This window comes from Bradyrhizobium sp. WU425 (assembly GCF_021052305.1).
Taxonomy (GTDB): Bacteria; Pseudomonadota; Alphaproteobacteria; order Rhizobiales; family Xanthobacteraceae; genus Bradyrhizobium; species Bradyrhizobium canariense_D.
The window spans coordinates 6898558-6923130 of record NZ_CP088089.1; the positions used below are offsets into that span (position 1 = coordinate 6898558).

The 24573-nt window shown below is 58.0% G+C and carries 16 protein-coding genes and 3 pseudogenes; 6 read left to right on the forward strand and 13 right to left on the reverse strand.

The window, feature by feature from the left end:
• Positions 1–1522 precede the first annotated feature (1522 nt).
• A complete protein-coding gene (locus BcanWU425_RS33070) occupies positions 1523–2872 on the forward strand; it encodes an alpha/beta fold hydrolase (RefSeq protein ID WP_231189262.1) in 1350 nt (449 codons plus the stop codon).
• A 145-nt stretch (positions 2873–3017) separates the two neighbouring features.
• Here the strand turns inward: BcanWU425_RS33070 and BcanWU425_RS33075 are convergent, their stop codons facing one another.
• The 6 genes from BcanWU425_RS33075 to BcanWU425_RS33100 form a co-directional block, all read right to left on the reverse strand.
• Positions 3018–3455, reverse strand: a complete 438-nt coding sequence (locus BcanWU425_RS33075; protein WP_231189275.1) for an AMP-binding protein — start codon at positions 3453–3455, stop codon at positions 3018–3020.
• Positions 3456–3742: 287 nt separating this feature from the next.
• The gene (locus BcanWU425_RS33080) at positions 3743–5158 is read right to left on the reverse strand and encodes an amidase (protein ID WP_231189277.1); all 1416 of its coding nucleotides are present in this window, start codon (positions 5156–5158) and stop codon (positions 3743–3745) included.
• Positions 5159–5656: 498 nt separating this feature from the next.
• Positions 5657–6706 (reverse strand): extracellular solute-binding protein, encoded by a 1050-nt coding sequence (locus BcanWU425_RS33085; RefSeq protein ID WP_231189279.1) that lies wholly within the window; start codon positions 6704–6706, stop codon positions 5657–5659.
• Positions 6707–6764: 58 nt separating this feature from the next.
• On the reverse strand, positions 6765–7853 hold the full coding sequence (locus BcanWU425_RS33090; protein WP_231189282.1) for an ABC transporter ATP-binding protein: 1089 nt from the start codon (positions 7851–7853) through the stop codon (positions 6765–6767).
• Positions 7854–7861: 8 nt separating this feature from the next.
• Positions 7862–8662, reverse strand: a complete 801-nt coding sequence (locus tag BcanWU425_RS33095) for an ABC transporter permease (protein ID WP_231189336.1) — start codon at positions 8660–8662, stop codon at positions 7862–7864.
• Positions 8652–9479, reverse strand: coding sequence for an ABC transporter permease (locus BcanWU425_RS33100; protein WP_231189348.1), 828 nt, complete (start codon positions 9477–9479; stop codon positions 8652–8654). The genes BcanWU425_RS33095 and BcanWU425_RS33100 overlap by 11 nt, the downstream gene beginning before the upstream one ends.
• 1176 nt (positions 9480–10655) lie before the next feature.
• Here BcanWU425_RS33100 and BcanWU425_RS33105 point away from each other — a divergent pair.
• The 3 genes and pseudogenes from BcanWU425_RS33105 (at position 10656) to BcanWU425_RS33115 (ending at position 14579) form a co-directional block, all read left to right on the forward strand.
• The gene (locus BcanWU425_RS33105; protein ID WP_231189351.1) at positions 10656–11846 is read left to right on the forward strand and encodes a M20 family metallopeptidase; all 1191 of its coding nucleotides are present in this window, start codon (positions 10656–10658) and stop codon (positions 11844–11846) included.
• 177 nt (positions 11847–12023) lie between these two features.
• A complete protein-coding gene (locus BcanWU425_RS33110; RefSeq protein WP_231189353.1) occupies positions 12024–13190 on the forward strand; it encodes a M24 family metallopeptidase in 1167 nt (388 codons plus the stop codon).
• A gap of 117 nt (positions 13191–13307) precedes the next feature.
• A pseudogene (locus BcanWU425_RS33115) lies at positions 13308–14579 on the forward strand (IS256 family transposase).
• 644 nt (positions 14580–15223) lie between these two features.
• Here the strand turns inward: BcanWU425_RS33115 and BcanWU425_RS33120 are convergent.
• The 6 genes and pseudogenes from BcanWU425_RS33120 to BcanWU425_RS33145 all read right to left on the reverse strand — a co-directional run.
• Positions 15224–15577 (reverse strand): annotated as a pseudogene (locus BcanWU425_RS33120) (M20/M25/M40 family metallo-hydrolase); the annotation flags it as partial.
• 73 nt (positions 15578–15650) lie between these two features.
• Positions 15651–17303: an IS66 family transposase gene (gene tnpC, locus BcanWU425_RS33125; protein WP_231188506.1), complete on the reverse strand. Its 1653-nt coding sequence runs from the start codon at positions 17301–17303 to the stop codon at positions 15651–15653.
• 45 nt (positions 17304–17348) lie between these two features.
• Complete coding sequence (gene tnpB, locus BcanWU425_RS33130; RefSeq protein WP_231188510.1) at positions 17349–17696, reverse strand: IS66 family insertion sequence element accessory protein TnpB; 348 nt, start codon at positions 17694–17696, stop codon at positions 17349–17351.
• Positions 17693–18094 carry an IS66-like element accessory protein TnpA gene (tnpA, locus tag BcanWU425_RS33135; RefSeq protein ID WP_204513673.1) on the reverse strand — a complete coding sequence of 134 codons (402 nt, stop codon included), beginning with the start codon at positions 18092–18094 and terminating at the stop codon, positions 17693–17695. The genes tnpB and tnpA overlap by 4 nt, the downstream gene beginning before the upstream one ends.
• A 79-nt stretch (positions 18095–18173) precedes the next feature.
• Positions 18174–18413, reverse strand: a pseudogene (locus tag BcanWU425_RS33140) (M20/M25/M40 family metallo-hydrolase); the annotation flags it as partial.
• A gap of 779 nt (positions 18414–19192) precedes the next feature.
• Positions 19193–20728, reverse strand: a complete 1536-nt coding sequence (locus tag BcanWU425_RS33145) for a porin (protein WP_231189356.1) — start codon at positions 20726–20728, stop codon at positions 19193–19195.
• A 471-nt stretch (positions 20729–21199) separates the two neighbouring features.
• Between BcanWU425_RS33145 and BcanWU425_RS33150 the strand changes: the two genes are divergently transcribed.
• Entirely contained in the window at positions 21200–21682 is a 483-nt protein-coding gene (locus tag BcanWU425_RS33150; protein WP_231189358.1) for a MarR family winged helix-turn-helix transcriptional regulator, read from the forward strand.
• 404 nt (positions 21683–22086) lie between these two features.
• Here the strand turns inward: BcanWU425_RS33150 and BcanWU425_RS33155 are convergent, their stop codons facing one another.
• On the reverse strand, positions 22087–23148 hold the full coding sequence (locus BcanWU425_RS33155) for an alpha/beta hydrolase family protein (protein ID WP_231189360.1): 1062 nt from the start codon (positions 23146–23148) through the stop codon (positions 22087–22089).
• A gap of 418 nt (positions 23149–23566) precedes the next feature.
• Between BcanWU425_RS33155 and BcanWU425_RS33160 the strand changes: the two genes are divergently transcribed.
• Positions 23567–24313, forward strand: a complete 747-nt coding sequence (locus tag BcanWU425_RS33160) for a hypothetical protein (protein ID WP_326952195.1) — start codon at positions 23567–23569, stop codon at positions 24311–24313.
• The last annotated feature ends 260 nt before the right edge of the window (positions 24314–24573 follow it).

Genomic DNA, 24573 nt, shown 5'->3' on the forward strand with positions numbered 1-24573 from the left:
TGCCTTATAGGTAAGCTGAGGTGCTTGGTTTCTTCAGAAACATGCGTGGAGTTTACCGAGGCGACCTTGGTAAGTGTCGATATCTGAAGCGGCGCGTGGCTAGGTGTCAGCGCGGTCATTCGGAATCAGGAGAAGGCGGTATCGAACAAGGACACAAGGACACTCACGCAAGTTGCCGATGCTCAGTATCCCCTCCGGCAGGGCTGCCTGCCGGTGAGTTGAGGGTGTGAGTCATGTGACTATTCACGGGAGTAGTCACATGACGAACGGGCGGGTCGAGATCATCACGTCGGTTCTGCGGCGGCGAAGCTGGTGCAGTTCGGAGAAGCAGCAGCTGGTAGCGCCGTCGCAGGAGCCGGAAGCGAGCGTGTCGGTTCTAGCACGGCAAGCGAGGCACGCCGCAAAGCGCGTTTCAGAAAACGACTGCGATCGTCATCACGATCGACATGCCAAAAGCAATGCGAACACCGGGGCCTTAAGCACCGGGGGAATAACTCCCACCTCACGTCGGGACACTTTATCGGATAGTGCCTACGACGCCACTGCTCCCCTCGAGTCTGAGCGCACATTATTGCACCATTTCAAGAGCCCCCGCCACAGAGGCCGCCGTGCAGTTGTAGCCAACAACACGGTGCGCTTCACCGCGAGTGGCCGGATGACCGGGGAGGTGATCGCCCCGCGCTCCGTCTGCGCTCGACGGTTGCGGGACGGTTGACCCGGCTCGGGCTCGGCCTTGCGAGCCTGACCGAGACCGGGCCACCCCGACGCCATTAACACGAACGGCCCGGCGAACTGCTGCATCTCGCCACGAGGAAGCTCGCTCGGTTCGGGTGTTCGGTCATCGTGTCGCGGGCGATCCGCGCGACCATCTTCAGCCACTCCCGAGCGCGACGTTCACTGACGCCGAACCCTGCGGTCACAACGCGAACGGCTGTTTCCCCTCGATAACCCACTGCACCATTTCCGTAAACCGCGGCGTAAGACGTGAGGTAGTCAGTTGGGTTGAACAAACTCCTCAGCCGCCAGACCTAGCTTCGGCCCCGTCACCACGAGCGCGTCGAGTCCGTCGCGTCATGGTCCCGAATACCTCCTGCTGCCGTCGTCCGCACTCCGATCTCGAGAAGGCGGCTTATCGCACGGCGTTTTAGTTTTTGGCTTCTCGCACCATACGCATCTTCTATCTCGTTTGCCCGCAAACACGCAGATTATTGACGAATAGATCCCTATGGATGCGTGTTTTCGGCGCAACCGCGACACTACCATGCCCCACTTTCGGGTGTGTCCATCGTGGACCGATACCCGCACCCAGGAGGGAATGATGTTAGCTCGCACTGTAATGCGCGGCGCGACTGCTGCCTGCTCAGCTGTCCTGGTTGCACTAGCAGGCACGCCTTTCAGCTCGGCCAGCCAAGCCGCCGGGCTGCAGCCGTCGGGCTGCGCAACGCAAGCTCTCACGAACTCGGGAGCTACGTGTTATAGGTTCACCGCACCGGAGAATTGGGACCACCCCAACAGCAGGACGGTGACGCTCCCACTTGCGGTGTTAAAGGATAGCTTCACCGACCCGAATCTCACCCCGGTGTTCTACTTCCCCGGCGGACCGGGTTTATCTAGCCTCGACATGAGCGAGAATACGGTCCGATCGAGGTTGCAGGTCTTCCAACCGCATCCGGTTGTAGTCATTGAGAGTCGGGGGCTGAAGCTCGCGACGCCAGTTCTGGATTGTCCGGGATGGTACAGTCGCAAATATGCCCCCAAGATTTACGGCTTAGAAGGTCTTCGCGAGCGGATTAAGGAAAGAAGTGACCTTGTCACGTTGTGCTATGAGACGCTTAAGAGCCAGAGAGTCGACGTTCGCGAATACACCGACTATCACATCACTCGAGACTACGATGAGATCCGCAAGGCGCTTGGTTTTCAGACTATCGACATCTACGGCATTTCGACCGGGGGCGGCTCAGTTGCAACCTACTTGAAGTACTATGGCGACCATGTGCGATCGGCGATTTTCGCATTCCCGTGGCTCACCACTCTCAGAGACCGACCACAATTCGATGAGCTAATCACAGCGAAGAATATCGTCAATGACATCCTGGGCATTTGCGTGCGCGACAACGCGGAATGTGCAAAGAGATTCCCCGGTTACCTGCACGCTGCGGATCGAGCTCGTGCGATCCTCGACGCGAAGCCGTATGTAACCACTGTCGCCAGTCAAGTTGAACCCGAGGGCAAACTCAAGATCAAGATCGACGGGGCCACCTTCCTTTCGACCCTGTATTACGCAGGTAACCCCGACTTTCCGAGCATCTACGATCGGCTGCCTCAGGCGCTGGAGGCCATCTTTCGAGGCGACTATTCAGCCTTGGATCAGTATTTCGGTCTGAACGATGTCGACACGCGTTCTCCGCATCCGTACGCTATCGGGCACTTCTTATCCAATGTGTGCGGCTCGATGGGGCAGAACAAGCAAACGCCGAAAGAAGCCACGGCGATGATCGAGCGTGAGCCGGCTCTAATGGGCTACGAGACAAATATCTTCTGCGCCTGGTGGCCAGAAGCCGGAGATGTGCCCGCAAGTCTGAATACAACGCCCGTGAGCAACGTGCCCGCCTTGGCGATCCATGGACAGGTAGATGCGTGCTGCAATATCAGATGGAGCCAACTGCTGGCCGAGACGATGCCCAAGCTACAGCGGGTCGTGCTGCAGGCGCAGGAACATGGTGGATCGGGCGGTGGATGCAGAGACAAACTCATCGTCCAATTCCTCAAGTCGCCCAACGATCCGGTCGATGATTCGTGCAAGAACACTGTCCCCCTCCGGCCTTGGATCTTCTACACACCCACGAACACACACACGCACAACGACAATTGATCGCACCCTGTCCCTGAGTTAACGGCGAGAACGATGAGAGGCTGACATCTCCACCGCGAGGCGGCGAGATGCCAGCCTCCTACATCGAGCAAGGGACTGGAAGAAGCACACGATTAGGGGGCACCTGATGCGGCGAGCTCCGCTTTCATTCTCTCAAGCCAGGCTGCGAACGTTCTCGACTCGCGGTGAACAATGGCGCCACCTCGCTTTGTGGTGGATTGGACCAGCGTTTCTGTTTGAGGTTGCCGTCGATCTGTCCGAACCTCGTGCCGACGCTTGCCGCACGTGATTTCTTATATGCCAAGCTGTTCGATTGCGAGGCGTTACAGCGCCGTGTCGAAAGCAGGTGCGCTGTCGTCGGAAAAAAGACCGCGCCACTGTCGGCCACCATTCTCGCGAGTTGTTCGGGCGCGGCACTCGTCGGCAGCGGCGCCACTGTGGCGTCCGCGCGCAGCGCGCCAACGAATACTGTGGTGTACTCCAGCGAATTCGCACCGGAGATCGCGATGGCCTGCGCGGCAACACGCCTGAGTGCTGCAAAGTGGCGGCAACGCGATCGGCTATGGTATCGAGCTGCAGCCATGGCATCGTGCGTCCGCCCTGGCGCATGGCGATGGCGCCGGGCCGCGGCCGCATGCTCACGCACGAGGTCGGCGATTGCGCATAACGAAGGCAGGCCGCTGGAAGCTGCGGCGGGCTTTCTATGCTTCCTTGTTCATGCTTTCGAATCTAGTGAAACTCTATTGGCTGCCGTGTCGATGCGTCGAGCAGCAGCATGCGTTCACGACAAAGGTTCCACGTACACAGGATGATCTCCGGGAAGGCCACCACAACGGTGCCGCCGGCGTCAGAGATAGCGCAACATGATCCTCACAATTGCGGCCGCGGATCGATAGGCGTGCAGTCTCGCAGGCCCAGAATATCCTCAAGTGTTTTGGCGCCGGCCAACAGGTTCCCCTCGGCACGGGGCGCGGCCACTATTTGTAGTCCGACCGGTAGGCCGGAACTAGTGAAGCCGCAGGGGAGAGATAGCGCCGGACAACAGGACAGCGTGATTGCAGAGGCAATGGCAACCCAATCTACATAGTGGTCGAGTTTCTTACCGTTGCATTCGGTGACATACCGATTTTGGACCGGGAATGGTTCGACAATGGTCGCAGGTGACAACAGCAAATCGTATTCCCTGAAGAAGTCCACTGCGCGCGTCATCATCGCTAGCCGTTGTGCCTCGGCGCGCTCGATCCGTTCGACCGTAAGCTTCAAGCCTTCCTCAATATTCCAGATGACCTCTGGCTTGAGTAGATCACGGTGGCTGCGCAACAGGCCAGCTTTGCTGACTGCGAAATCAAAGGCGCGCAGCACGTGAAAGCATTCCTGGGCTTCACGGAAGTCCGGATGCGCTTCCTCGACGATTACACCCGCTTCGACCAATCGTGCAGCGGCCCGGCGCGTAATTGCCGCAACTTGGGGATCCACCGGAGTGATGCCGAAATCGGGTGAATAGGCGACCCGTCGCGGCTTTTTGCCCGATCGGGCGGCCGAAAGGAACGAGTGCGGCAGCTTTGGAAGCGACAGCGGGTCTCCAAGATGTTCACCGCTCATCGCGTCCAACATCAGCGCAACATCCTCCACGTTGCGGGCCATAGGTCCCGGCACACCAAGGTTACGGTCGACCTTGAACTTCGGTGTGTGCGCAACCCGGCCGATGCTGGGCCGCAGGCCAACCACGCTGCAGAAGCTTGCCGGATTCCGGAGCGAGCCCCCCATATCGGACCCGTGAGCAAGCCATGCCGTCCCAGTGGCAAGCGCAACCGCAGCTCCGCCGGAGGAGCCAGCCGCCGATCGCGACGTATTCCATGGATTGAGTGTTGGCCCGAACACGTCGTTGAAAGTATTGGCGCCGGCCCCGAACTCGGGGGTGTTCGACCTAGCATAGACCAGCGCGCCGCTCTCTTCGAGTCGCTCGACAAGGATATCTGACCGAGCGGGGACATGATCCCTGAAAATCAGCGAGCCCATAGTGTTGCGCACACCAGCGACGTCTGTGAGGTCTTTGATCGGTACAGGCAGACCGCAGAGGAGACCGCGCTCGCTCACGGGCTTTTTCATGATCGCCTCAGCGTGCTCGCGCGCGCGATCGAAACACAAGATTGGGAGTGCGTTTAGCTTACCGTCCACCTCCGCAATCCGTTCCTCTAGCACGCCCAGGAGCTCGAGCGGCGATACGTCGCCGCTGGTCAATTTGTGAACGACGCCGCACGCTGTATCTCGGATTATCTGCCGCACTTCAGAACCCGTTGCTCTCTATTCGCCTGCTTACACCCGATGGAATTGCGATGAAGACTAACACTGTGCGGCGGCGATGACGCGGCGACTAGGAAATCGAAATCCAGACCGCTGCTGGGCAGACCATCCTCCGAAGGCGCAAGAACACCTTTGCGTTCAGTGCGACTGCTGAGCTTAAGGCAATTCTGGGTGTGCCCATTCATAAATCCTCGCAGCCGCGCTGTACGATCGAGCGCAGTCGCCGCGAGACCACAGTTTCGTCGAGAATGACTCCCCGCAGAAACAAGCCAAGCAGCGCCCGCTGCTGATTTGTGCCTGTTGGCACAACCCTTCCCGGCAAGAAAGCAGCGTCACTCTGCGATGGCCTTCGGCTAGCAGCGTCCTTCCCAACCCTTGTGGATGCGCCGATAACAATCTCGCTCTTCGTTCCGCTCGCTACAACGGCAACCTGTTGAAGACATGCGCAGATGCGGGAGCGATGGCGCAGTTTCGCAAATACTAGCCTCGTAGCTCCTTCGTCATCCTCTCGCCGAGAGCCGTGCCCTGCTGCATCAAAGCTTTCCAGTCAATCGGCCGCTTCAATGCCGCCCGTTCGGGAGAACTAATAAGGATGTCAGCTGCGAGGGCGCCTAGAGCCACATCAGTGGTTGGTCCGTAGCGGAGCGCTTTCGGCACGGAGAGCATGCCTTGATCGGAAAGAAGCTGATTGATGTAGGCCAGGGCAGCCTCTTTATTGCGCCCGCCCCGCACGATGTTCGTATACGAGGTGACGGCGTAGATGCCCTCTCGCGCGACAACCGTTTCCAACGGCGTTCCCGATTTCCGCGCCTCGTACGCCCGACCATCCCACAATGTACCGGCCTGCGCCTCACCCTGTGTAAAGGCCTGCAGTTGCGTGACGGAGCTAGGCGGTGTCGCGATGATGTTATCCTTAGCTGCGGCGATGATTTTGAAGGCTGGATCCATGTTTGCCAATGATCCGCCATTGCCTTCGGCCAGAGCAAGCAAGACCATCCAGCCGGTATAGCCGTTGGCCGGCATCGTTGAAACCTTGCCCTTCAAGTCGGGTCGAGCGATATCGGAGAAACCCGTGAGCGGAGGCTTAACGGTATTAACGTTGTAAACGGGCACGATCGAAGCAACGCTAAATGGCGCGCCATAGTCGCCGAACTCACGAAAACCGGGAAGGACACGCGAAAGATTGGGGGCATCGGACGGGCCAAAGCTCTCCAAAACATCTCCCGCAATTGCTTGAGGCATGAGCGGGCTATCCGCCATAAAGAGATCAATGTGGGGGTTGGCTTTGCTGGAAATAAGCTTCGCTAAGTCGATGCTAGGGCTCGAAGGGATATATTCGATCTTGAGGCCGGTACTCTCTTCGAGAGGTTTTGCAACGCCCTCGATCAGGGCTTTGTCGTACGTGCCTCCGTAGCCATTGATTCGAAGTGTAACGCCGGCAAATTTCTTCTGCTGAGCGTAGACGGCTGGCGATGCAACGGTCGTCAAAGCAGAAGCAGCACCGAGTACAAGAAAGTCACGTCTTTTCATCATCCCCTCCTAAACAGTTCTTCAAAACTTGGCTGCACTTCGCAAGTTGGCGCTCTGATCATTGGACTCGGGGTACAAATCGGACTCCTGCTGGATCAATGGATACGTCGATCTGCTCGCCGGGCCTCGGCTTTTGACCGACGGGAAATTGGGTATCCATGATCAGTTTGGATCCGTCCAGGCGAAGCTGGAGCCGGGTAAGGGAGCCATGATAGTCACTCGCCTCGATCCTCGCGCGATGAGCCGTTTGCCGAGGCAACTCATGCGCCTTCTTGACATTCTCGGGCCGGATGACGGCGGTGACTTTTCCGGCGTGGCCCGAGGCTAGCAAACACAATCCATCATCGGCTTTGAATTCGCCTCCCTCGAGGATCTGTCCATCCAACAGAGAGCATTGTCCGATGAACTCAGCCACGAATCGCGTGGCTGGAGCATCGTAAATCTCCTCTGGGCTACCGATCTGCTCCACCGCGCCCTTGTTCATGACGACGATACGGTCGGCTAGTGTGAGCGCCTCATCTTGATCGTGGGTTACAAAAAGAGTAGTCGTTTCGAGGCTACGGATGAGGTTGTGGAGGTCCTCGCGAAGACGAACGCGAAGCTGCGCATCCAGATTGGAGAAGGGTTCGTCTAGCAGGAGAACCTTCGGCTGAAGGGCGAGTGCCCGGGCAAGCGCGACGCGTTGCTGCTGACCTCCGGAAAGCTCACGCGGGTAGCGGCCGGCGAGATGCTGCAGCTCCACCCGGCGAAGCATGTCCTGAACGCGGCTCAGCCGTTCCTGCTTCCTCATGCCGATATTCACCAGCCCATACTCCACGTTTTTGGCCACAGTCATATGTGGAAAAAGCGCATAGTTTTGGAAGACAATGCCAACGTCGCGCCTATACGCCGGAACGTGCGTCACACTTCGGCCGTCGATCAGGATATCTCCGCTCGTTGGGGAGACAAACCCAGCCAGCATCCGTAGGCTCGTCGTCTTGCCGCACCCGGACGGGCCGAGAAGACACACCAACTCGCCACGGCGGATTTCAAGCGAAAAGTCGGGTACAATCGTGATTGCGCCGTAGTCCTTCCTAACATTTCGAAAGGAAACAACCGGTTCGCGTTGCAGCTCGGGCGCAAGTGCATCTTGAGCAAGTATTTGCATGTTACTTCCTAGACGACAGACCTTGGGCCCGAGATACGATCGGCGATCAAGATGGCCAGCAATGTGAAGACGATCACGACTGAGGATACAGCGGCAACGAGCGGGTCGACTGTTTGCTCAACATAAGCCAGTACCTGTACGGGAAGCGTGACATTACCTCCGGCGCCTAAGAATACTGAGAGGTTCACATTTCCGAAGGACGTAACAAACGCGAACACACCGGCGGAAATGATGCCAGGCACAAGGAGCGGGATCGTCACTGTCCTTAGAACGGTCACGGGCGTTGCACGGAGACTCATTGCGGCCTGCTCCAGATTTCTATCGAACAAAACCATACTCGCAGACAACGTGCGGACTACGTAAGGCAGCGTCACGACCACGTGTCCGACGAGCAAGCCAAGGAACGTTTGACTTATGCCAATCCAGACTTGCATTTGCATCAACCCCAAGCCGAGGACCACGGCTGGGATCAGCAGCGGAGAAAGCATGAAACCTCGTATGAGCCCTCGCCCCCGAAAGTTGTGTCGCTCGATCCCGAATGCTGCGGCGAAACCAAACAGAAGGGATAGCACCGTCGCGAGCGCGGCCACTTTCAGACTTAGGCTCAGCGAGTCGATAAAAAGTGAACTCTCCCAGAACGCGTAATACCAACGGAGGGAGAAGCCAGTCGACGGAAACCGCATCGCGTCGCCCGATGTAAATGAAGTCGCGACGACGATAACCGCAGGAAGTATCAGTGTAAGGTATACAAACGCGCGAAGACACCTGCCGGCCCCCGCTAGAAGTCGATCAATAATATCATCGAACATGAAGGCCCCTCGTGAGAGGGCGGATGATGGTGGCATTCAGGGCTGCCATGAGTCCGAAGCCTATAGCGAACAGAATGAAGGCCATCGCGGCTCCAAATGGCCAGTTCGACGTGCTGAGGATTTGATCATAAACAAAGCCGCCAATCATTTGCGCACGAGGTCCACCAACTAGCCGGGGAGTCACAAAAGCAGAAACGGCCATGACGAAGATCAGAGACAATCCTGCCATTATTCCTGGGGTTGAGAGAGGGATGATCACCTTTATGAACGTACGCGCGCGACTTGCACGCAGACTCGTCGACGCCTGCTCGAGAACGGGATCTATTTGCATAACAACATTCATCACCGAAAGGATCATGAATGGAAGGAATTGCTGAATTAGAACGACTACGACAGCTGTGCGATTGAACAATAGCTGCTGCGGACTGGAGATAATTCCCAACCACATGAGGATATTGTTCACCAACCCTTGTCGACCCAGGAGCACCAACCAGCCAAACACAACAATCACCAGGCTCAAGGTGAGGGGTACGATCACCATTAGCATTCGCAGGCGACGCTGATATGGAGGGTGGCGCGCGAGAGAATAACCGACAGGAAAGCCAAGGACTAAGCATCCAAGACAAACAATGACTGCGTAGCTCACTGTTTCCCCAAGCACTGATAGGTAGAGCGAGTTTCCGAAGAATTTCCCGTACTGAGCGAGCGAGTAGCCTTCCGCGCCTATTGTTGTGCTGCCGGGAAAGAAGCTAATTCGCAGGACGATGCCAGCCGGAATGACTAGAAAAACGATCAGCGTGAGCAATGCCGGCGCCAAGAATAGCATCCAGGTTCTTTTCTCAGCTTCCGATTCAGCTGTAGACGAGCTCATCGCTTTCACCGAAGAAGTTGTTGACCCAGACTCGATCCGTCATCCGCCGGACGGAAAATCAGCGGGAAACTCTAACGCGCTTCTTTGGAATAGTGTCACCCCGACCTCCGTGTCCAATCGCCGAAAGGTAGCTCGACGAGGCGATGGAAAGATGTAAACTTGCCCTATTTGACGCAAAATTACTGCGCCTGCTCCGCTGAGCTAGCCGAATTTCGGCATAAATTACACCTTGAGCGCCCGTTGGCTATCGGTGCCCCAGCCTTCGCGACCAATCACTCCGTCCTCTCGGTTCTCCGGGGAGATCGGCACGCGCGGGCCCACCAGGGCGGAAAAGCTTTCGGCGAGGTGTTTGTACGTTTTGAAGCCCGACGCGGCCAGTTGCACATCATGCGAGTCGTGGCGCGGATCTGACCGTTTTAGACGCCTGGGGCATCAAGTCCGCCATATGTCGGTGCTGGTTAGCGGCGACGCACAAACCAGCACCGCTCCGCCGAGATAATCATTGGAATGGGTTCGGCATTGGCTATGCGCAGTGCATCTGAGCGAAAGCGATCTGCATCATCGTTGTTTGGTACCACCTCCCCAACCCTTCGAATTCGGTAATCGAGAATGTGTATCTGACGGTGAGCTCCGTCATGGGAATGACAGCATCGTCACAGGCTCCGCGTATCTGCATATGGACAAACGCGTCGTTTCCGGGAGCACGGCTTTCGAACCAAAATGATCGATGGGCCGCAGGACAGGAGCGCTCTGATAGGGCGATCGACCGGGAAGCCCATTCGTGCATGGGACCGGCGATGGGAGAGAGAATGACAAAGACCTGGCATTACCAAGACCTGAGAAGTCAGGAACCCTGAGCTTGCGGGATAGCATCGCCTCCGCGGCAACATCGGCGCACCGTCGTATTGGATCCGCACTTCAGTTACTGGGTGCAAGGGATGAGGATTTTCCGACGCACTGATCTGTCGGCTGGCGCAACGGCCTCGAATGTTTCCGAAAAAGCGCATGGTCACGGGTAATATTGCAGCTTTTCTGCGCCATCCGCCTGCCCGTCGATGCGATCTCTCGATCTCGGTCTGCTATTGAGAAGTGGCCTTTAGCTCGATACAGCGGCAGATCACTATGGAAACAATCGCGAACAGCTTGCTTTCCGCCTCCGAACAGGACGCCATAATCGAGACGCGTCATGCCATGCATTGCGAGCCCGAGCTTTCAAACGATGAATGGAAGACTCAGCAACGGATCCGTGAAACTCTGGAAAGATTCGGACTTAACAGCCCCAAGACATTTCACAAGACCGGTCTTTACGTTGACATTCAGGGATTGGCCCCTGGACCGCAGCGTTCCATCGCTATTCGCGGCGACATCGATGCATTGCCAATCCAGGAAGCTCGAGACGATTTGCCATATCGTTCGCAAGTTCCGGGCGTTATGCATGCCTGTGGACACGATATGCACGCGTCGATAGCATTGGGCACTGCCCTCGCATTCCATAGGATTCGCGCGAGGTTTTCTGGCAAGCTTCGCGTCTTTTTTCAGCCTTCTGAGGAGGCAGAGCCGCTAGGTGGCCGTTCAGTTGCTGAGGACGGGCTACTCCGAGGGTTTGACGCTGCCGTCGGCTTTCACGTGAAAACTGATTTGCCTGCGGGAATGTATGGCGCACGCACTGGCGCAGTGACCAAGTCGGCCGACCAATTCGAGCTCAAATTGATCGGGATCATGGCTCATGGGGCTAAGCCGCACGCCGGCGTGGACGCAATTGCGATGGCAGGAGCATTTATCAACGAAGTGCAAAAGATCGTATCACGGGAGATGCCCTTCGACGATGGGGCGATCATCACGATTGGTACGATCGCGGGAGGGGAAGCGACAAACATCATTTGCCCCTCCGTCTCCATGACAGGGACAATCAGAACGAGCGGTGCGGAGCGTAGAACGCTTTTGGTTCAACGCGTTCGAGAGATTGCCGAAGGCGTGGCGGCCATGCATCGAGGCAAAGCAGAATTTTCCTACAAGCTTGGCGAGCCGCCTGTCATCAATGATGCTGAAATGGTCGAACGGTTTCGTCGGCTAGTTATTGAAACGGTGGGCGACGATAAATTTTCTGACAAGAAGTCTCCGACCGCCGGCGGCGGCAGCGATGACTTCGGTTTCTATTCCGCCTGCGTGCCTTCGATTTATTTCTGGTTTGGCAGCGAGGAACGCGGCAATGAGTCTGGCGTGCACACGCCGACTTTCGGGGCGTCCGACAACTTGCTCGTTCCAACCACGGAACTCACGATCCGCTACTGCTTGGCAATGCTGAATTCGTGATGGCATCGGGTGTTCATTTCCACCACAAGCGAAGCACTCCGGCAGGGATGGCGCTCTGCTCGACACGCCCGCGGCGAATGGGAATTCCGCCGAGCGTTCCCGATCTGCTGCACAAACCTTATTGGCTGGTCAAAACAAAGCTAGCACGGCCAAGCCCTCACGGAAGGAGTTGAACCTATGGCAATCCCCAAGAGCTCGCAGGCGTTCCCCCGATCCGAATATCTGCGAAGATTGGCTGAAGTGAAATTGGAAATGAAGCGGCGAGAGATCGACGCGCTGGTGGTTACGACACCTGCCAACATTACCTATCTTTCGGGTTACACATCAAAGTCGGGATATGTGCCTCAAGGCCTACTCGTGCTTTTAGAAGATGAAGAGCCGACCTTCATTACACGTCGCATGGACGGACCAGCGGCAATTCATCAGATGTTCATCGATCCTAGCCGGGTAATCGGCTACCCGGAAGCGCTCATCGCTAACCCCGATCGGGATGGATACGATGCAATCATCGACTTCCTTTTGGACAAGGTCGGCAATAGAGGGATCGGGCTCGAAGCGAAGTTCTTGCCCTCCTTGACTATTGAGAAGTTCAGGCACCGAGCGGCCGAAGCGAGAATTGTCGATTGCACGAACGCGGTTACCTGGATTCGGGGTCTGAAGTCGGATCTCGAAATCGCAATGATGCGTGAAGCCGCCGCCATTAGTGACGCTGGGATGCTCAAAGCGAAGGAAGTCATTCGACCCGGGCTGCGTGAAGCCGACGCAGCCGCAGAGATTATTGCAACGCTAGTGCGTGGCGCTAATGGAAAGCCAGGGACGGATATCGCGAGCTTTTTCATGTGCTCGACGCCGCGTACGTCCACGTGCCATATTCGCTGGACTGAGGACATCTTCCGACAGGGATCGCAGATCAACCTCGAATTCAGCGGCGTACGCCACGGCTATACGTCTCCATTAATGCGCACGATGTCCATAGGCAGGCCAGCGGACCATCTGCGGCGGCTGCATGACGGAGAGGTGGCAGGTTTGGAGGCTGCCCTTGCTGCCGCCAAGACGGGTGGCACGTGCAGCGACATCGCAGTGGCGTTCAATGCCACGCTGAAGAAACATGGTTTTGAGAAAGAATCGCGGTGTGGCTACGCCGTCGGCATCGACTGGACGGAGCCGACGGCGAGCCTGAAGGAAGGTGATATGACGGTCCTCCAGCCAAACATGACGTTTCATCTCATGCTCGGAAACTGGATCAATGAAGATGTCGGTTACGTAATCAGCGAAACGTTTCGCGTCACTGACGCTGGCGGCGAACCATTTACGAAGTTGCCGCGCGAGCTGTTCGAGATTTGATTCACAGTAGCTTTCACGGAACCGTCGCGGTGTTGGTGGGAATTAAGGGTGGCGTAGTCTCCGGGGTGTTCAACCTCGAATCACCCGGCGTTGACGCGCCGTGCAGGAGACCACGCCATGACGAGCCATACCACGAAGCCTGACTCCGTGCGGCCTGCAGACGAGACGGTACCCGGCCTTTCGACAGCTGGTTTGATCCGCTCGAATCTGGCGTGCGCAATCGCGTGCGCGAGTTCATCGAAATCATGATGGAAGACGAACTCGAGGCGGCGCTGTCGCGTCCCCGCTACGCACGTCGTGCGCCGCCGTGGGGCAAAGAGGCCAGCAAGGCAGAGAGCGCAGTGGCCATCGCCGTGGCCACCGGTCGCGCTCGCTTCGGGGCACGTTCAGCCGTGTCGAGATCGCAATGCCGCGCGCCAGGCTCAACACCCCGGAAGGCAAGAGAGGGAATGGAAGAGCAAGGCATTGAGCGCCTACCAGCGCCGCACGCTGGCGGTGGACGCGGGTGATCCAGGTACCCACCTGGCCGGCACCAATACGCGCCGCGTTCGTCGCGCGCTTACGGCGCTCTTTGGCGGTGCGGTGGGCAAGCACACGGTGAGCCGAACCTGGCGCAAGGTGAAGACCGACTGGGACGCCTGGAACGCCCGCTCGCTGGCCGATGAACCGATTGTGCGGCTCATTCTCGACGGCACAGTTGTGCGCGTGCGGCTCGATCGCAAAGCGACTACGATCTCGCTGCTCGTCGTCCTTGGCGTACGTGCCGACGGGCAGAAAGTTCTGCTCGCGATCAAGAGCATGGGCGGCGAAAACGCCGAGGCTTGGCGCAGTGCGCTCGACGATCTCATCAGGCGCGGTCTACGGCGGCCGAGTTCCTCATTGTCGACGGCGCGCCGGGGCTCGACAGCGCGATCGCCGCCGCGTGGGACGGTGTGCCGGTCCAACGATGCACCGTGCACAAGCCCAGGAACCTGCTCGCGCACGCGCCGGAGCGGTTGCACGAGGAGATCACCGCCGACTACAACGATATGATCTATGCGGCGACACGCGACGAGATCGAGGCCCGCCGCAAGGCTTTCATCCGCAAATGGCGGCTCAAGCACCGTGCCGTCGCGGACAGCCTGGAGGAGGCAGGCGAGCGCCTGTTCAGCTTCACCCATCTGCCACCGAGCCAATGGAGGAGCGCGCGCACCACCAACGCAATCGAACGGCTGCATGAGGAGTTCAAGCGACGGATCAAGACGCAGACCGTGCTGGCCTTCCGCCGACACCGCAGCCATGTTGTTGTGGGCCCTGCTTGCCTCTGGCCAGATCAACATGCGCAAAGTCGATGGCTGGCAAACGCTCGCCACAAAGCCCATCGATCAACCGATTGACCTCGCAGCCTGAAACGATACCTTCATGCTACCGGAGATCGCGCCACACCGAATTCCAACCACATCCCGGACGGCACCGCTTTTACAGCAATGCTATCCGTCATGCAGGCAGTCTGGTTGTCCGTTAACTAAGCGCGGGCGTCACAAAAGCGCTTAAACATGTTGCCGATGAGCTGCGTGGCTGTCCGTGACACGCGCAATAGAGCAGCTTTAATCAACATCCGGACGCAGGAGCTAAGATGATGGCTATTAGTAGGCGCGCCTGATTGCGGGAATGATGACTCCTGTCTGGAGCTGAAGCCCTTGACCGGGCGACCTCTCGCTCGATTGTTCCCCTAGGCTTAAACCAAATCCGGAAAACCAGGATGGTTTGTACCGGCAGTCCCACGCGACGAGATGGCATCTCCTTTTGGACCCCCAGTATGCGTTGAAGTAGTCCTTAATGAACGGCACCATTCATTGAGATCGCTTTCGTAAGATATCCGGATCACGTTCGTCCGCACTCCCTCAAGGCCCCCGGTCTTCACCAGATTGTTTGAGCTGGGAGAAGCGTCCGGCCAGCGCTTCGATCAACAGAGGGCGTCTATCTTTCACAAAGATGTTAGTGAGCCGCTAGGGATTTATGCAAGCTCCGATTACGCCTGCTCCTGCACTTGGTCACTCTGCGGTCGCGGGTAGCCCTGCCATCAACTTGTCGCGCTCGACAAGGCTATGAACCTCGACATGCTCGTGCAGCGTGTGCGCATTGGCGCCACAGACTCCCAGGCCGTCGAGCGTTGGTACTCCAAGCGCGCCCGTGAAATTGCCATCGGAGCGGCCGCCGGCACTGGTATGCGGAAATTCAGCGCCCAGGGATGCGATCCCGGGTGGCTTCTGTAGAGCGCCATCGTGCCGGCGTTAGGCTTCCATACCGGCCGCGTGACGCCCGCGCGTCACCTCGAAGATGACATCGTTGGTCGTGCCCTATAGGGCCAGCATCCTCTCGACGCCACGATCGAGATTGGCCGTACGCATACGACGAAGGCCGCCTGATTGACGCATGCGCGCGAGCGCGACGAGCTCTATGAAGGGCGTTGCGTGAAGATCAGGCAGCCTGCTGATCGGCGGGAGTGTCGCCTTGGCGGAGGAGCTTCCATTCCCAGGGCAGCAGTTCGTGCAGACTCGATACGGGAAGATCGGCGATACGGGCGACGATATCGGCGAGCCAGGCCTTGGGATCGACATCGTTGAGACGACAGGTGGTGATCATCGTCAGCATGATGGCGGCGCGGTCGGCACCGCGCAGGCTGCCGGCGAAGGTCCAATTGCGCCTTCCCAGGGCGATGCCTCTCAATGCGCGCTCAGCACAATTGTTGGTCAAGCAGATCCTGCCATCATCGAGAAAGCGGGCGAAGTCGTCCCAGCGCCTGAGCATGTAATTCATGGGCTTCAGGACCTCGGAGGAGCGCGAGAGGGGTTCGCGCTCGAGGAGCAGCCAGGCATGCATGTCCTCGAGAAGCGGCTTGCTCTTTTCCTGGCGCACGGCGCACCGCTCGTCGGCGCCGCAGCCGTTGATGGTGCGCTCGATCTCGAACAAAGCGTCGAGGCGTCTGACCGCCTCCAACGCGATCGGCGAGACCGGTTTGCCCCTGTGGCCTTCCCGGGCGTTCTTCTCGATGTCGGCCAGCTCGAAGAAGCCCCGCCGCGCATGGGCGAAGCAAAACGCCGGCGTAATCGGCAGCACCTTCTTCTGCGGATCGAACAACGGCTCGAAGCCGTTGTAGCAATCAGCTTGCAGGATACCGGCGAAGGCGGCCAGATGCTTCTGTGGATGCTCGCCTCGACGGTCGCTCGAGGCGTAATAGACCGCCGCCGGTGGCGCTGGCCCGGCGAAGGGCCGGTCATCCCGCACATATGTCCAGATCCGACCGGTCTTGCACTTGCCCTTCGCCAGGATGCGGATGGTGGTGTCGTCGCCATGCAGGCGCTCGGCAGCAAGCACATGGCGTTCGATCAAGTGGAAGAGCGGCATGACGGCGAAGGTCCCGTGGCCGACCTGGTCGGCCAGCGTCGACAATGGCAGGTCGATCCCCTCGGCCTTAAAGCGCGCACTCTGGCGATTGAGCGGGATGTGCATGCCGAACTTGTCGAACAGAATCGTCGCCAGCAATTGTGGGCCGATGAAGCCGCGCGGCGTCGCGTGGAACGGCGCCGGCGGCTGGCTGATCTTCTCGCAATCGCGGCAGGTGAACTTCTCGCGCACTGTCTCGATGACCTTGAAGCGGCGCGGGATCTCCTCCAGCGTCTTGGTCACATCCTCGCCGATCTTCGCGAGCCGCGATCCGCCGCAGCAGGCGCAGCTCGTCGGAGCCTCGATAACGATGCGCTCGTGTTCGATGTCGTCCGGCCAGGGCTTGCGTACCGGCCGCTTGCGCGTGAAGGCGCGCACGCTCTGGGTCTTCGCCGCCGCGGCCTGAGCCGCAAGCTCATCCTCGCTCGCCGTGGTGGCGAGTTCTTCGAGTTCCAATTCCAATTGTTCGATCAGACGCGCCGTGCGCTCGGAGCGCTGCCCGTACAGTTCGCGCTTGAGCTTCTCGATCCGCAGCTCGAGATGCGCGATCAGCGCCGCGTTGTCCGACAGCTCCGCCCGCGCACTGGCAGCCACCGCCTCGGCGAGCAGCCGCGCCTCACGCTCGCCCTGCAGCGCCGCCAGGGCACTCACAAGGTCCGATGGAAGTTCGTCCGGCTTCGATATCATGAAGCCATTGAATCAGATCAAGCAGCAGATTCAAACCCAAAACGGCTATCCGATCCGCGTCGGACGCTGGGCTTCTTGCGGGTTGCGCCAATCGATTCCGGACAACAGGTAGCTCATCTGCGCCGGAGAGATCGTCACTGCTTCGCCGGCAACCGAAGGCCAGATGAACCGCCCTCTCTCCAGTCTTTTGGTGAACAGGCATGCTCCCTGGCCATCGTGCCAGATCACCTTCACAAGATCGCTTCGGCGACCGCGGAAGACAAACAGATGACCGCTGAGCGGGTCCTTGCGCAGCACCTCCTGCACCTGGAGTGCCAGCGTCGGAAAGCCTCGCCGCATGTCCGTGTAGCCTGTCGCAAGCCACACGCGCGCGCCCGTCGGAACCGGGATCATCGGCGCACCAGAGCCTCGAGAACCCGACGCAGGGCGTCTCCATCAACGTCGCCGTCGACCCGAATGCGGTGCCCGCTACCAAGGTCGATCTCGATGATGCCATGGCTCTTCCGTCGACGCGCCGCCGTCGTCGTCAATGGCGCTTCGGCCACCGCCCGCGGCGGCACAGACGACCCAATCTCGACCGGCACGAACGGCGCTATACTCGCTTCAGCGTGCTTGCAAAGCTCTTTGCGCCACCTAAACAGCTGGCTCACATGAAGGCCAGCCATGCGAGCCACCTCGGAAACGCAGGCTCCGGGCTCGAGCGATGCTGCAACAAGCCGTTCCTTCTCATCCTGCGACCACCGGCGCCGCCGCTCGACCGACGTGATCACCTCCGCCCTCGAAATCGTCATAGCGCTTCTCCTAGGATTACCCCTAGGACCTGCAGCGTTCCCGTCCGTCAAACAAGGCGGCCCTCAACGCAGGAATACGATTGGCCTGATGCTTGGCCATGTTAAACGCTTCGCCAGTGCAGCTCGTTGCGACGGACCATGCACGATGCCGACCGAGAAGGTGCAATCTTGGGTCATCATCGCGTCGATCGCGAGAATCTGCCCCCATTTCCCTCTCGCGGAACGCTCCAAGAGGAGAGCGTCGCGCCAGCCTTGCTTGGCCGCCCTGAGGCTACGAGCTTGAATCGGGGATCACATAGCGCCCGGTGATGACGCCGCTGGAGTACCAGCAAGCTTGATACGCTGGGCAGGCAATGCTTCGGATCAAGAATGAACAGCATCTGGACACAACCGAGGGCCCATGCCGGGAGTAATTCCTTCGCACTTGTTGAAGGCCGTTGTCCTTCATCTCGCGCCCACGGCCGCCATGACTTTTCCGCCCACCCGACCCATCGTCGACGACCATCGGCCTTGAATTTTGCCCGTGCTCCGCTCGGGCTTGCCAGAGCTCGTTCAATCCGGCTTCTAGAGGTCACCACTTGCGCCACAGCGCGAGGCTGGGCTTACCCTGCGACTTCACGGAACTCTCAAGAGTTTCCAACTACGGAAATGAGTGATTCACGGGTGATCGGCTTTGCGACGGCCCGCCGATGCGCGCGCTACGTTTTGAGAGGCGCTGCTCAAGAAATCGGATCCGATCGAGCGGCCTTGATAGGCGGTTAGGCCTATGCCGCCAATTCTCCGACAGGCAAATCGCCCCGGTCGTGCCTTTTCATCCGTGCCGCGCGATCCTACTGCCGTGCGATTGCCCCCTCTAGCGCAACCTTGCCGAGCTCTTCTCCAAGAACTCAGGGACTTTGACGCCAGCACAAGGCCCGACGACAAGCTCGGCAGAAATGTTCGCGTTGGCTCGGCTTTCATCTTGCTCAACTAAGGACAGGGGCTAGCACGGCATTGCATAGATAAAAGGCCCCCGGCGGGCATGCCGGAGGCCTTCTTGGAGGTTAACTTAGGTCTAAAAGCCGCTACGTTTCTCCTTCTGCTAGTTAGACTGAAAACTCACCAGTTTCGCTGAGCGCGGAGCAGCAGCGCCAGACTGTTCTGATCCTTCAGCTCATACGCAGCCCCGGGCTTGGCAACACCTGCTTGGATCGGCAGCGTCACAGTGCTTCCGCTTGCATACTTCTGGTCGAGCATGACGTACGCGAGCTCTGCCGAGAACGTCAGGTTCTTCACGGGGGTCCAACGGGTGGCGGTGCCTACGACCGAATAGTTGAAGTCAGGGTTGCAGCCACCAACGCCGCTTGACAGTGCGAGTGTGGTCACGAACGCGCCGCAGACGTAACCTTTGGCCGTGTTGTTATACCTGACGGCGGCCCACCCACCGAAAATTGAGGTGTTCCAATTTGCGTTCCAATTGTGGGTATAACCGCCGTTGAAGCCGTAAGTCGTAGTCAACTGCTGACCAGCGCCTGCAACGAAGACAGAGTCAGAGACCCCCGCGAGGCCGACGCTCTGGTAGGCTCCGGCGCCCCCGGCACCCCTGTACAGAGCGAAAGTGTAGGGCCCATAGGGCTGGAAGTTGTAGCCCGACGCGCCGTTGGTATACACGCCTTGGACGTTGATGGTATCGCCCGGTCCGGTCGGGACGTTCTTGATCGACAAGGCCAACTGTCCAGCCCAGCCCCACTTGTCGTCAGGATGACCAGTCGTTTCGTCAACGCCGTAGTAACCAGCGTGATTATCATGCGCGGCGACCGACGCTTGGAAAAGGCCCCAAGCCTGGTCAACCCGAAGCATCGCAACGAGGTCTGGAGCCCGCGATCCGCCGATGTCGCCAGCACCGTACGAGCCAGTTGCGAGACCTGCAGCGGTTGCGCCACTCACGTTCCAAATATTTGTCGTGTTGCGGACGACCTGATCCTCGGCCGAGAAGCTAGCCGTGATGCCCTGCCCAAAATCCGCAGTGTAGGCAACCTGATTGACAGCCTCCCAACCGCCACCGCCCGGCAAACCATCGTAGCTATTCGCCGGGTAGTTCGTCCACGGAGAGGAGAACTGTGACTGTGCTCTACCGAAGGTGAAACCGGCGAATTGCATGAACGCGTAGTAAACAGCCATCGAGCCACCCGCGATCGCGCCACTGCCCGAGGCGCCAGTCGCATTTCCGGAATAGCTGGTCGCACCGTTGATCGCGGTAGAGCCCGCCCCATTGTAGCCGCCCGCGGTCCAGGTAAAGGCTAATTCAGCGTACGTGCGAACGAGACCGTATTCGGTCGCCGTGCGCGTGTCGACGTTGAGGTCAAAACGAGATTGCGCAGTATAGTAGTTGCTGAGGCGATCGTGCGCGCCACCGAGACCGCCGGTAGGTGCGGCCCACAGGCCCTGCGCACCTAGCGCTACGCTGGCGCGTAGGTAACCACCCATCTTGATGCAGGTGTCACTTCCGGGGATGTAATAGAATCCGGCACCGTACAATGAGCAGATCTTCACGTACTCGACTGCCTTGGCCTTGACGGGAAGATCGGCTGCCTGAGCCCCCGCCCCCGCGAACATCGCGGCAGAACCTAGAATAAGGCTCTTCATCACTTTCATGGGTGAACCTCCAAGTTGGAAAACTCGTTTCCGTCTTTCAAAGAACCGCTCGCTAACCTCGCCCTTGGGGCGGCCGCTTGACGGAACGACTTCGAGGTGCCCCCTCGCTGTCGAGTCCTGTCTAACATCCAATTTCATTACTTTCATGCATTAATTTCAATAATTACTTTTTGGTGGCAACGTGTTGCTGAAGGGCAACAAATTGCAGCCTTGGGGTCAGCCACCATCAGATTGCGCCTCCGAAATTGCGCCTCCGGCAGCTTTTCATCTAAGAACTTGACCATGACCGTCGGAGTGGCCTGACGATCTATAGCTCATAGTGCATCCGAATAATTAGAAATTGTAATTACTTTCGTACATGGCCCCTATGTACTATCGCGGGGTTCTTCAGGCTACTTAAGACGGGTAGGTACCGTTCACGACGCCTTGCGGCGCGGCCGCCAGCACCAGCGAAAAAGGTTGAACAACAAAATGGCTGAAGCCGAACAATCCGATAACGCCGTAAGGGACTTCATCTGGAACATCGTGGAGATTCACTCACAGCTCGAAGAGATCCATAAGAGCTGGGCTAAAATGCTCGGAATCACTGAAGCGCAGTGGTTGATCCTGATGGCTATTAACGAGCTCGATGATGGGAGCGGTGTTTCTGGAACTGCAGTTGCAAACAAACTGGGGTTTCATCCGCCGTTTGTTACCAGTCAGACAAAAAGATTGGAGACCATGGAGTTTCTAGCCCGCCCAACATCGCCCGACGACGCACGATTCATACAGATGTCCCTCACGGAAACGGCGCGAGCGGAGATCGCAAAGCTGTCGATTAAGAGAAAGGCCCTCAACGCTACGATACTTGAAGGGGTGGACCAAACGACCATTGACTATCTCAACAAGCGGCTGTCCTTGCTCGCTAAGAATAGCCGCCTGGCATCTCAGAAGCTGAGTATCGGCGTCTTGTAGGCAGTGAGTCGATCGCCTCAAGAATTAAGCCTCCGGCGACGTGAGACTTGTTGGTAAAATTGCCGGATTTGGTCATTGACGTGATGCGGATCTCGCCGCTGCGCTCGCCTATGACATTCGGAAGGCTGGCGTTGCAGAGCCGGACCAATGCAGCGATCAACCTCGGCACATCCTTGACAGCTTGATATTCCCGCCTCTACGAGCATCTGTCCTGCGTTACCAAAGTAATTGGCCGCGAGCTGCTGACCCCGATCCAATCGGTGAACTGATGTTACAAAGCGTGGATTGCACTACGACAATGATGGCGATCTCATTCATTGCAAGATTTGCGCTCGCGAGCAAGTCATGTGTCGCTTCCACAATTCCACTACATGATGACGATCGGCATCGACTGTTCAATGGACCTAAGCTTGTAGAGACCGCTGCGAACTGTTCGCGAGCTTACGATCCAGCCATCGAAATACGCAGTCGTCAGAACTTGGGAAGTTTTCGATCTCGCGTAGTGGGAAGGCGCTCATCCGCGGCATCGTCACTTCGAGGTCGACCTGCGCGCCCTCGCAATCATTTTGAAGTCTGATCGCCTCCGACACGCTGACGACGCTGCGCCCCCCGGCGATCACGAGAACCGGGCATTTTAAATGCCACACCATTTCCCTGCGACGCGTACAAACCAAGTGGTTGTCGGATCCAGCAGTTCTCGTCATCCAGCCGATTGATGCGAGTAGCCGAGTCCGATTCCAAAGCCCTCCGTCACAAACCGCTGCAGCAACACGGGAATCTGACCGCGCAAAATCAGTAGCTAAAACAGCGGACAGCCCCTCACCGTAGACGCCAACACGGGCAGCATCGACCTTGGGCTGAACCGACAAGAAATCCATGCAGCTAGATAAGAACAGGTTCGACAAATCGCGGGCATGATTTGAGACGTCATCATGAGAAACAACGAGGATCGAAATGCCTCGTCCGACCACGAGAGGCAAGAGCCTTCCAAGCAACGTCTCCGCCCTCTCTTCCTCTCTGCTGACGCAAATAACTGCGGGGGCGCAGAATTCGCGATCACGGGGAGGCACGTAGTATGTCGAGACTTCGGATTGATCCCACCGTGCGATTTGCACCCGCTCAATATTCTGCTCTAGCGCTGATCCGAGCCGTTGAACTCCACCCTCGATCTTCGCTGAAATCTGCTTAGCGTCTGGATCGTCTTCATCAATTAGTCGTCTAGCAACTTCGAACGCGGTTAGAGCACAGAGCCAGGCTTCCCGAGCCTGATCTGTCGCTCCTTTGTCGGCATTTAGATCGCCGTGAAGCGACTGAGCATCTCCGAGTTTTGACCATCTCGTACCCCAGTGCTGCCAATGACTGGCATTCTGCACGTCAACGAATTGCAGACCGTCCAGGAAAGCTGCGGCATCGCACCGTGTGGACGCCAAATCGCCTAGAACAACAGGCCATGTAGCGTAATCCATCCGGTGTACCCTCGCTATACCCTCACCCTATCGCTCGCGGATACCGAACAACTCTCAGCCGCTCGAGTAGCGATCCAGAAGGAGAGTCCGCCGAAGAAAGGCTGGCCCTAGACTCGAACTTCTAAACATACGATATGGGCTAGCTGGAGGTGAAATTCCCCAATGTGAGCATTCGTGCGTTCGAAATCCTGCAACTTACAGACAAAATGCGTAGGTTTTATTTGTAAGTCGGCCACTCAGCCCTCAGCGGGCAATCCACCATGGGCTTCGATTCAAGTGGCAGGATGATAGCTTTGCGATGCGAGCTGTCGAACCTTGAGGCGCAGCACTCAAAAGCAAAATAGGTATCCGGTCCCGCGCACAAAACAGCTCCGCTCTTCAATGTTGGTGCAGAATTTCTCGACTTAGATCGGTTAATATGAAGAATACCAACCTCGATTCTAGGTATCTTTCCCTCATGGCATCGCAGAGCGGACGGTCGATTGGAATTCTCAACCTGGAGCGAGGAGTGCCAGCCGGCGCCGCGCCGCCACCGCCGCGCCCGGGCTCTTTATTGAATCCGTCTACCTTCAACTTTCCGATTATTGCAGAAACTGTCACGGGAGCTTGGGTTGAGAACGTCGTCCGCGGCGATCCGGGGCTTGAGCCGGCTTACGTCGCCGCGGCTCGGCGACTGGTTGAGCGCGGGGCCGTAGCGATAAGCTCCACCTGCGGGTTCTCGATCAGACACCAGCAAGCAGTAGCCGCGTCTGTGGATGTACCGGTAGCAATGTCGAGCTTGCTCCTTTTGCCGACGTTGCTTCGTCAAGCCCCACCGGGCGCCAAGATCGGTGTACTAACGTACGATTCGACGCATTGTGGCGAAGAGTTGCTCGGCGTCGATGATCCAGGCGAGCGGGCGAGGATTGTCATCGGCGGGATTGAAGGCGGTAAGTTCTGGCACGACGAGTTGAAGCGTCCACCGCCGCCGATCGATGTCACGTCAATCGAGACTGATGTTGGTGCACGGATCGAAAGTCTTCGCAACGCCTATCCTGAAATCGCGACCATCTTGTTCGAGTGCGCTGCATTCCCGATGATAGCGGCAGCGATCCGCCGTAGGGTCAAGTTACCCGTCTACGACATCACCGATCTCTGCCGTCTGATGATCGCATCGGTTTCTTGAACGCCTCTATTACACGGGACGACCGCTCACTGAATCTTGGCGAACATAAGCACCGCTGTTTATCCTTAGTGAGTGTTTCAGCGCGCCTTTTCCTGAGGCCAGTGTAGAACATCCCTCCCGTTCCAAAGCGGATCGGATACTCACTTCAGGTTTCCTCAATCGCTCTTCGGATGCACCGAAAGCAAGCTCCTCACGGATCTAATGATGTATGTCGTTCCGCCTGCAAGATGGGGCGTCTAATTCGCGATCTTCGTCAATTA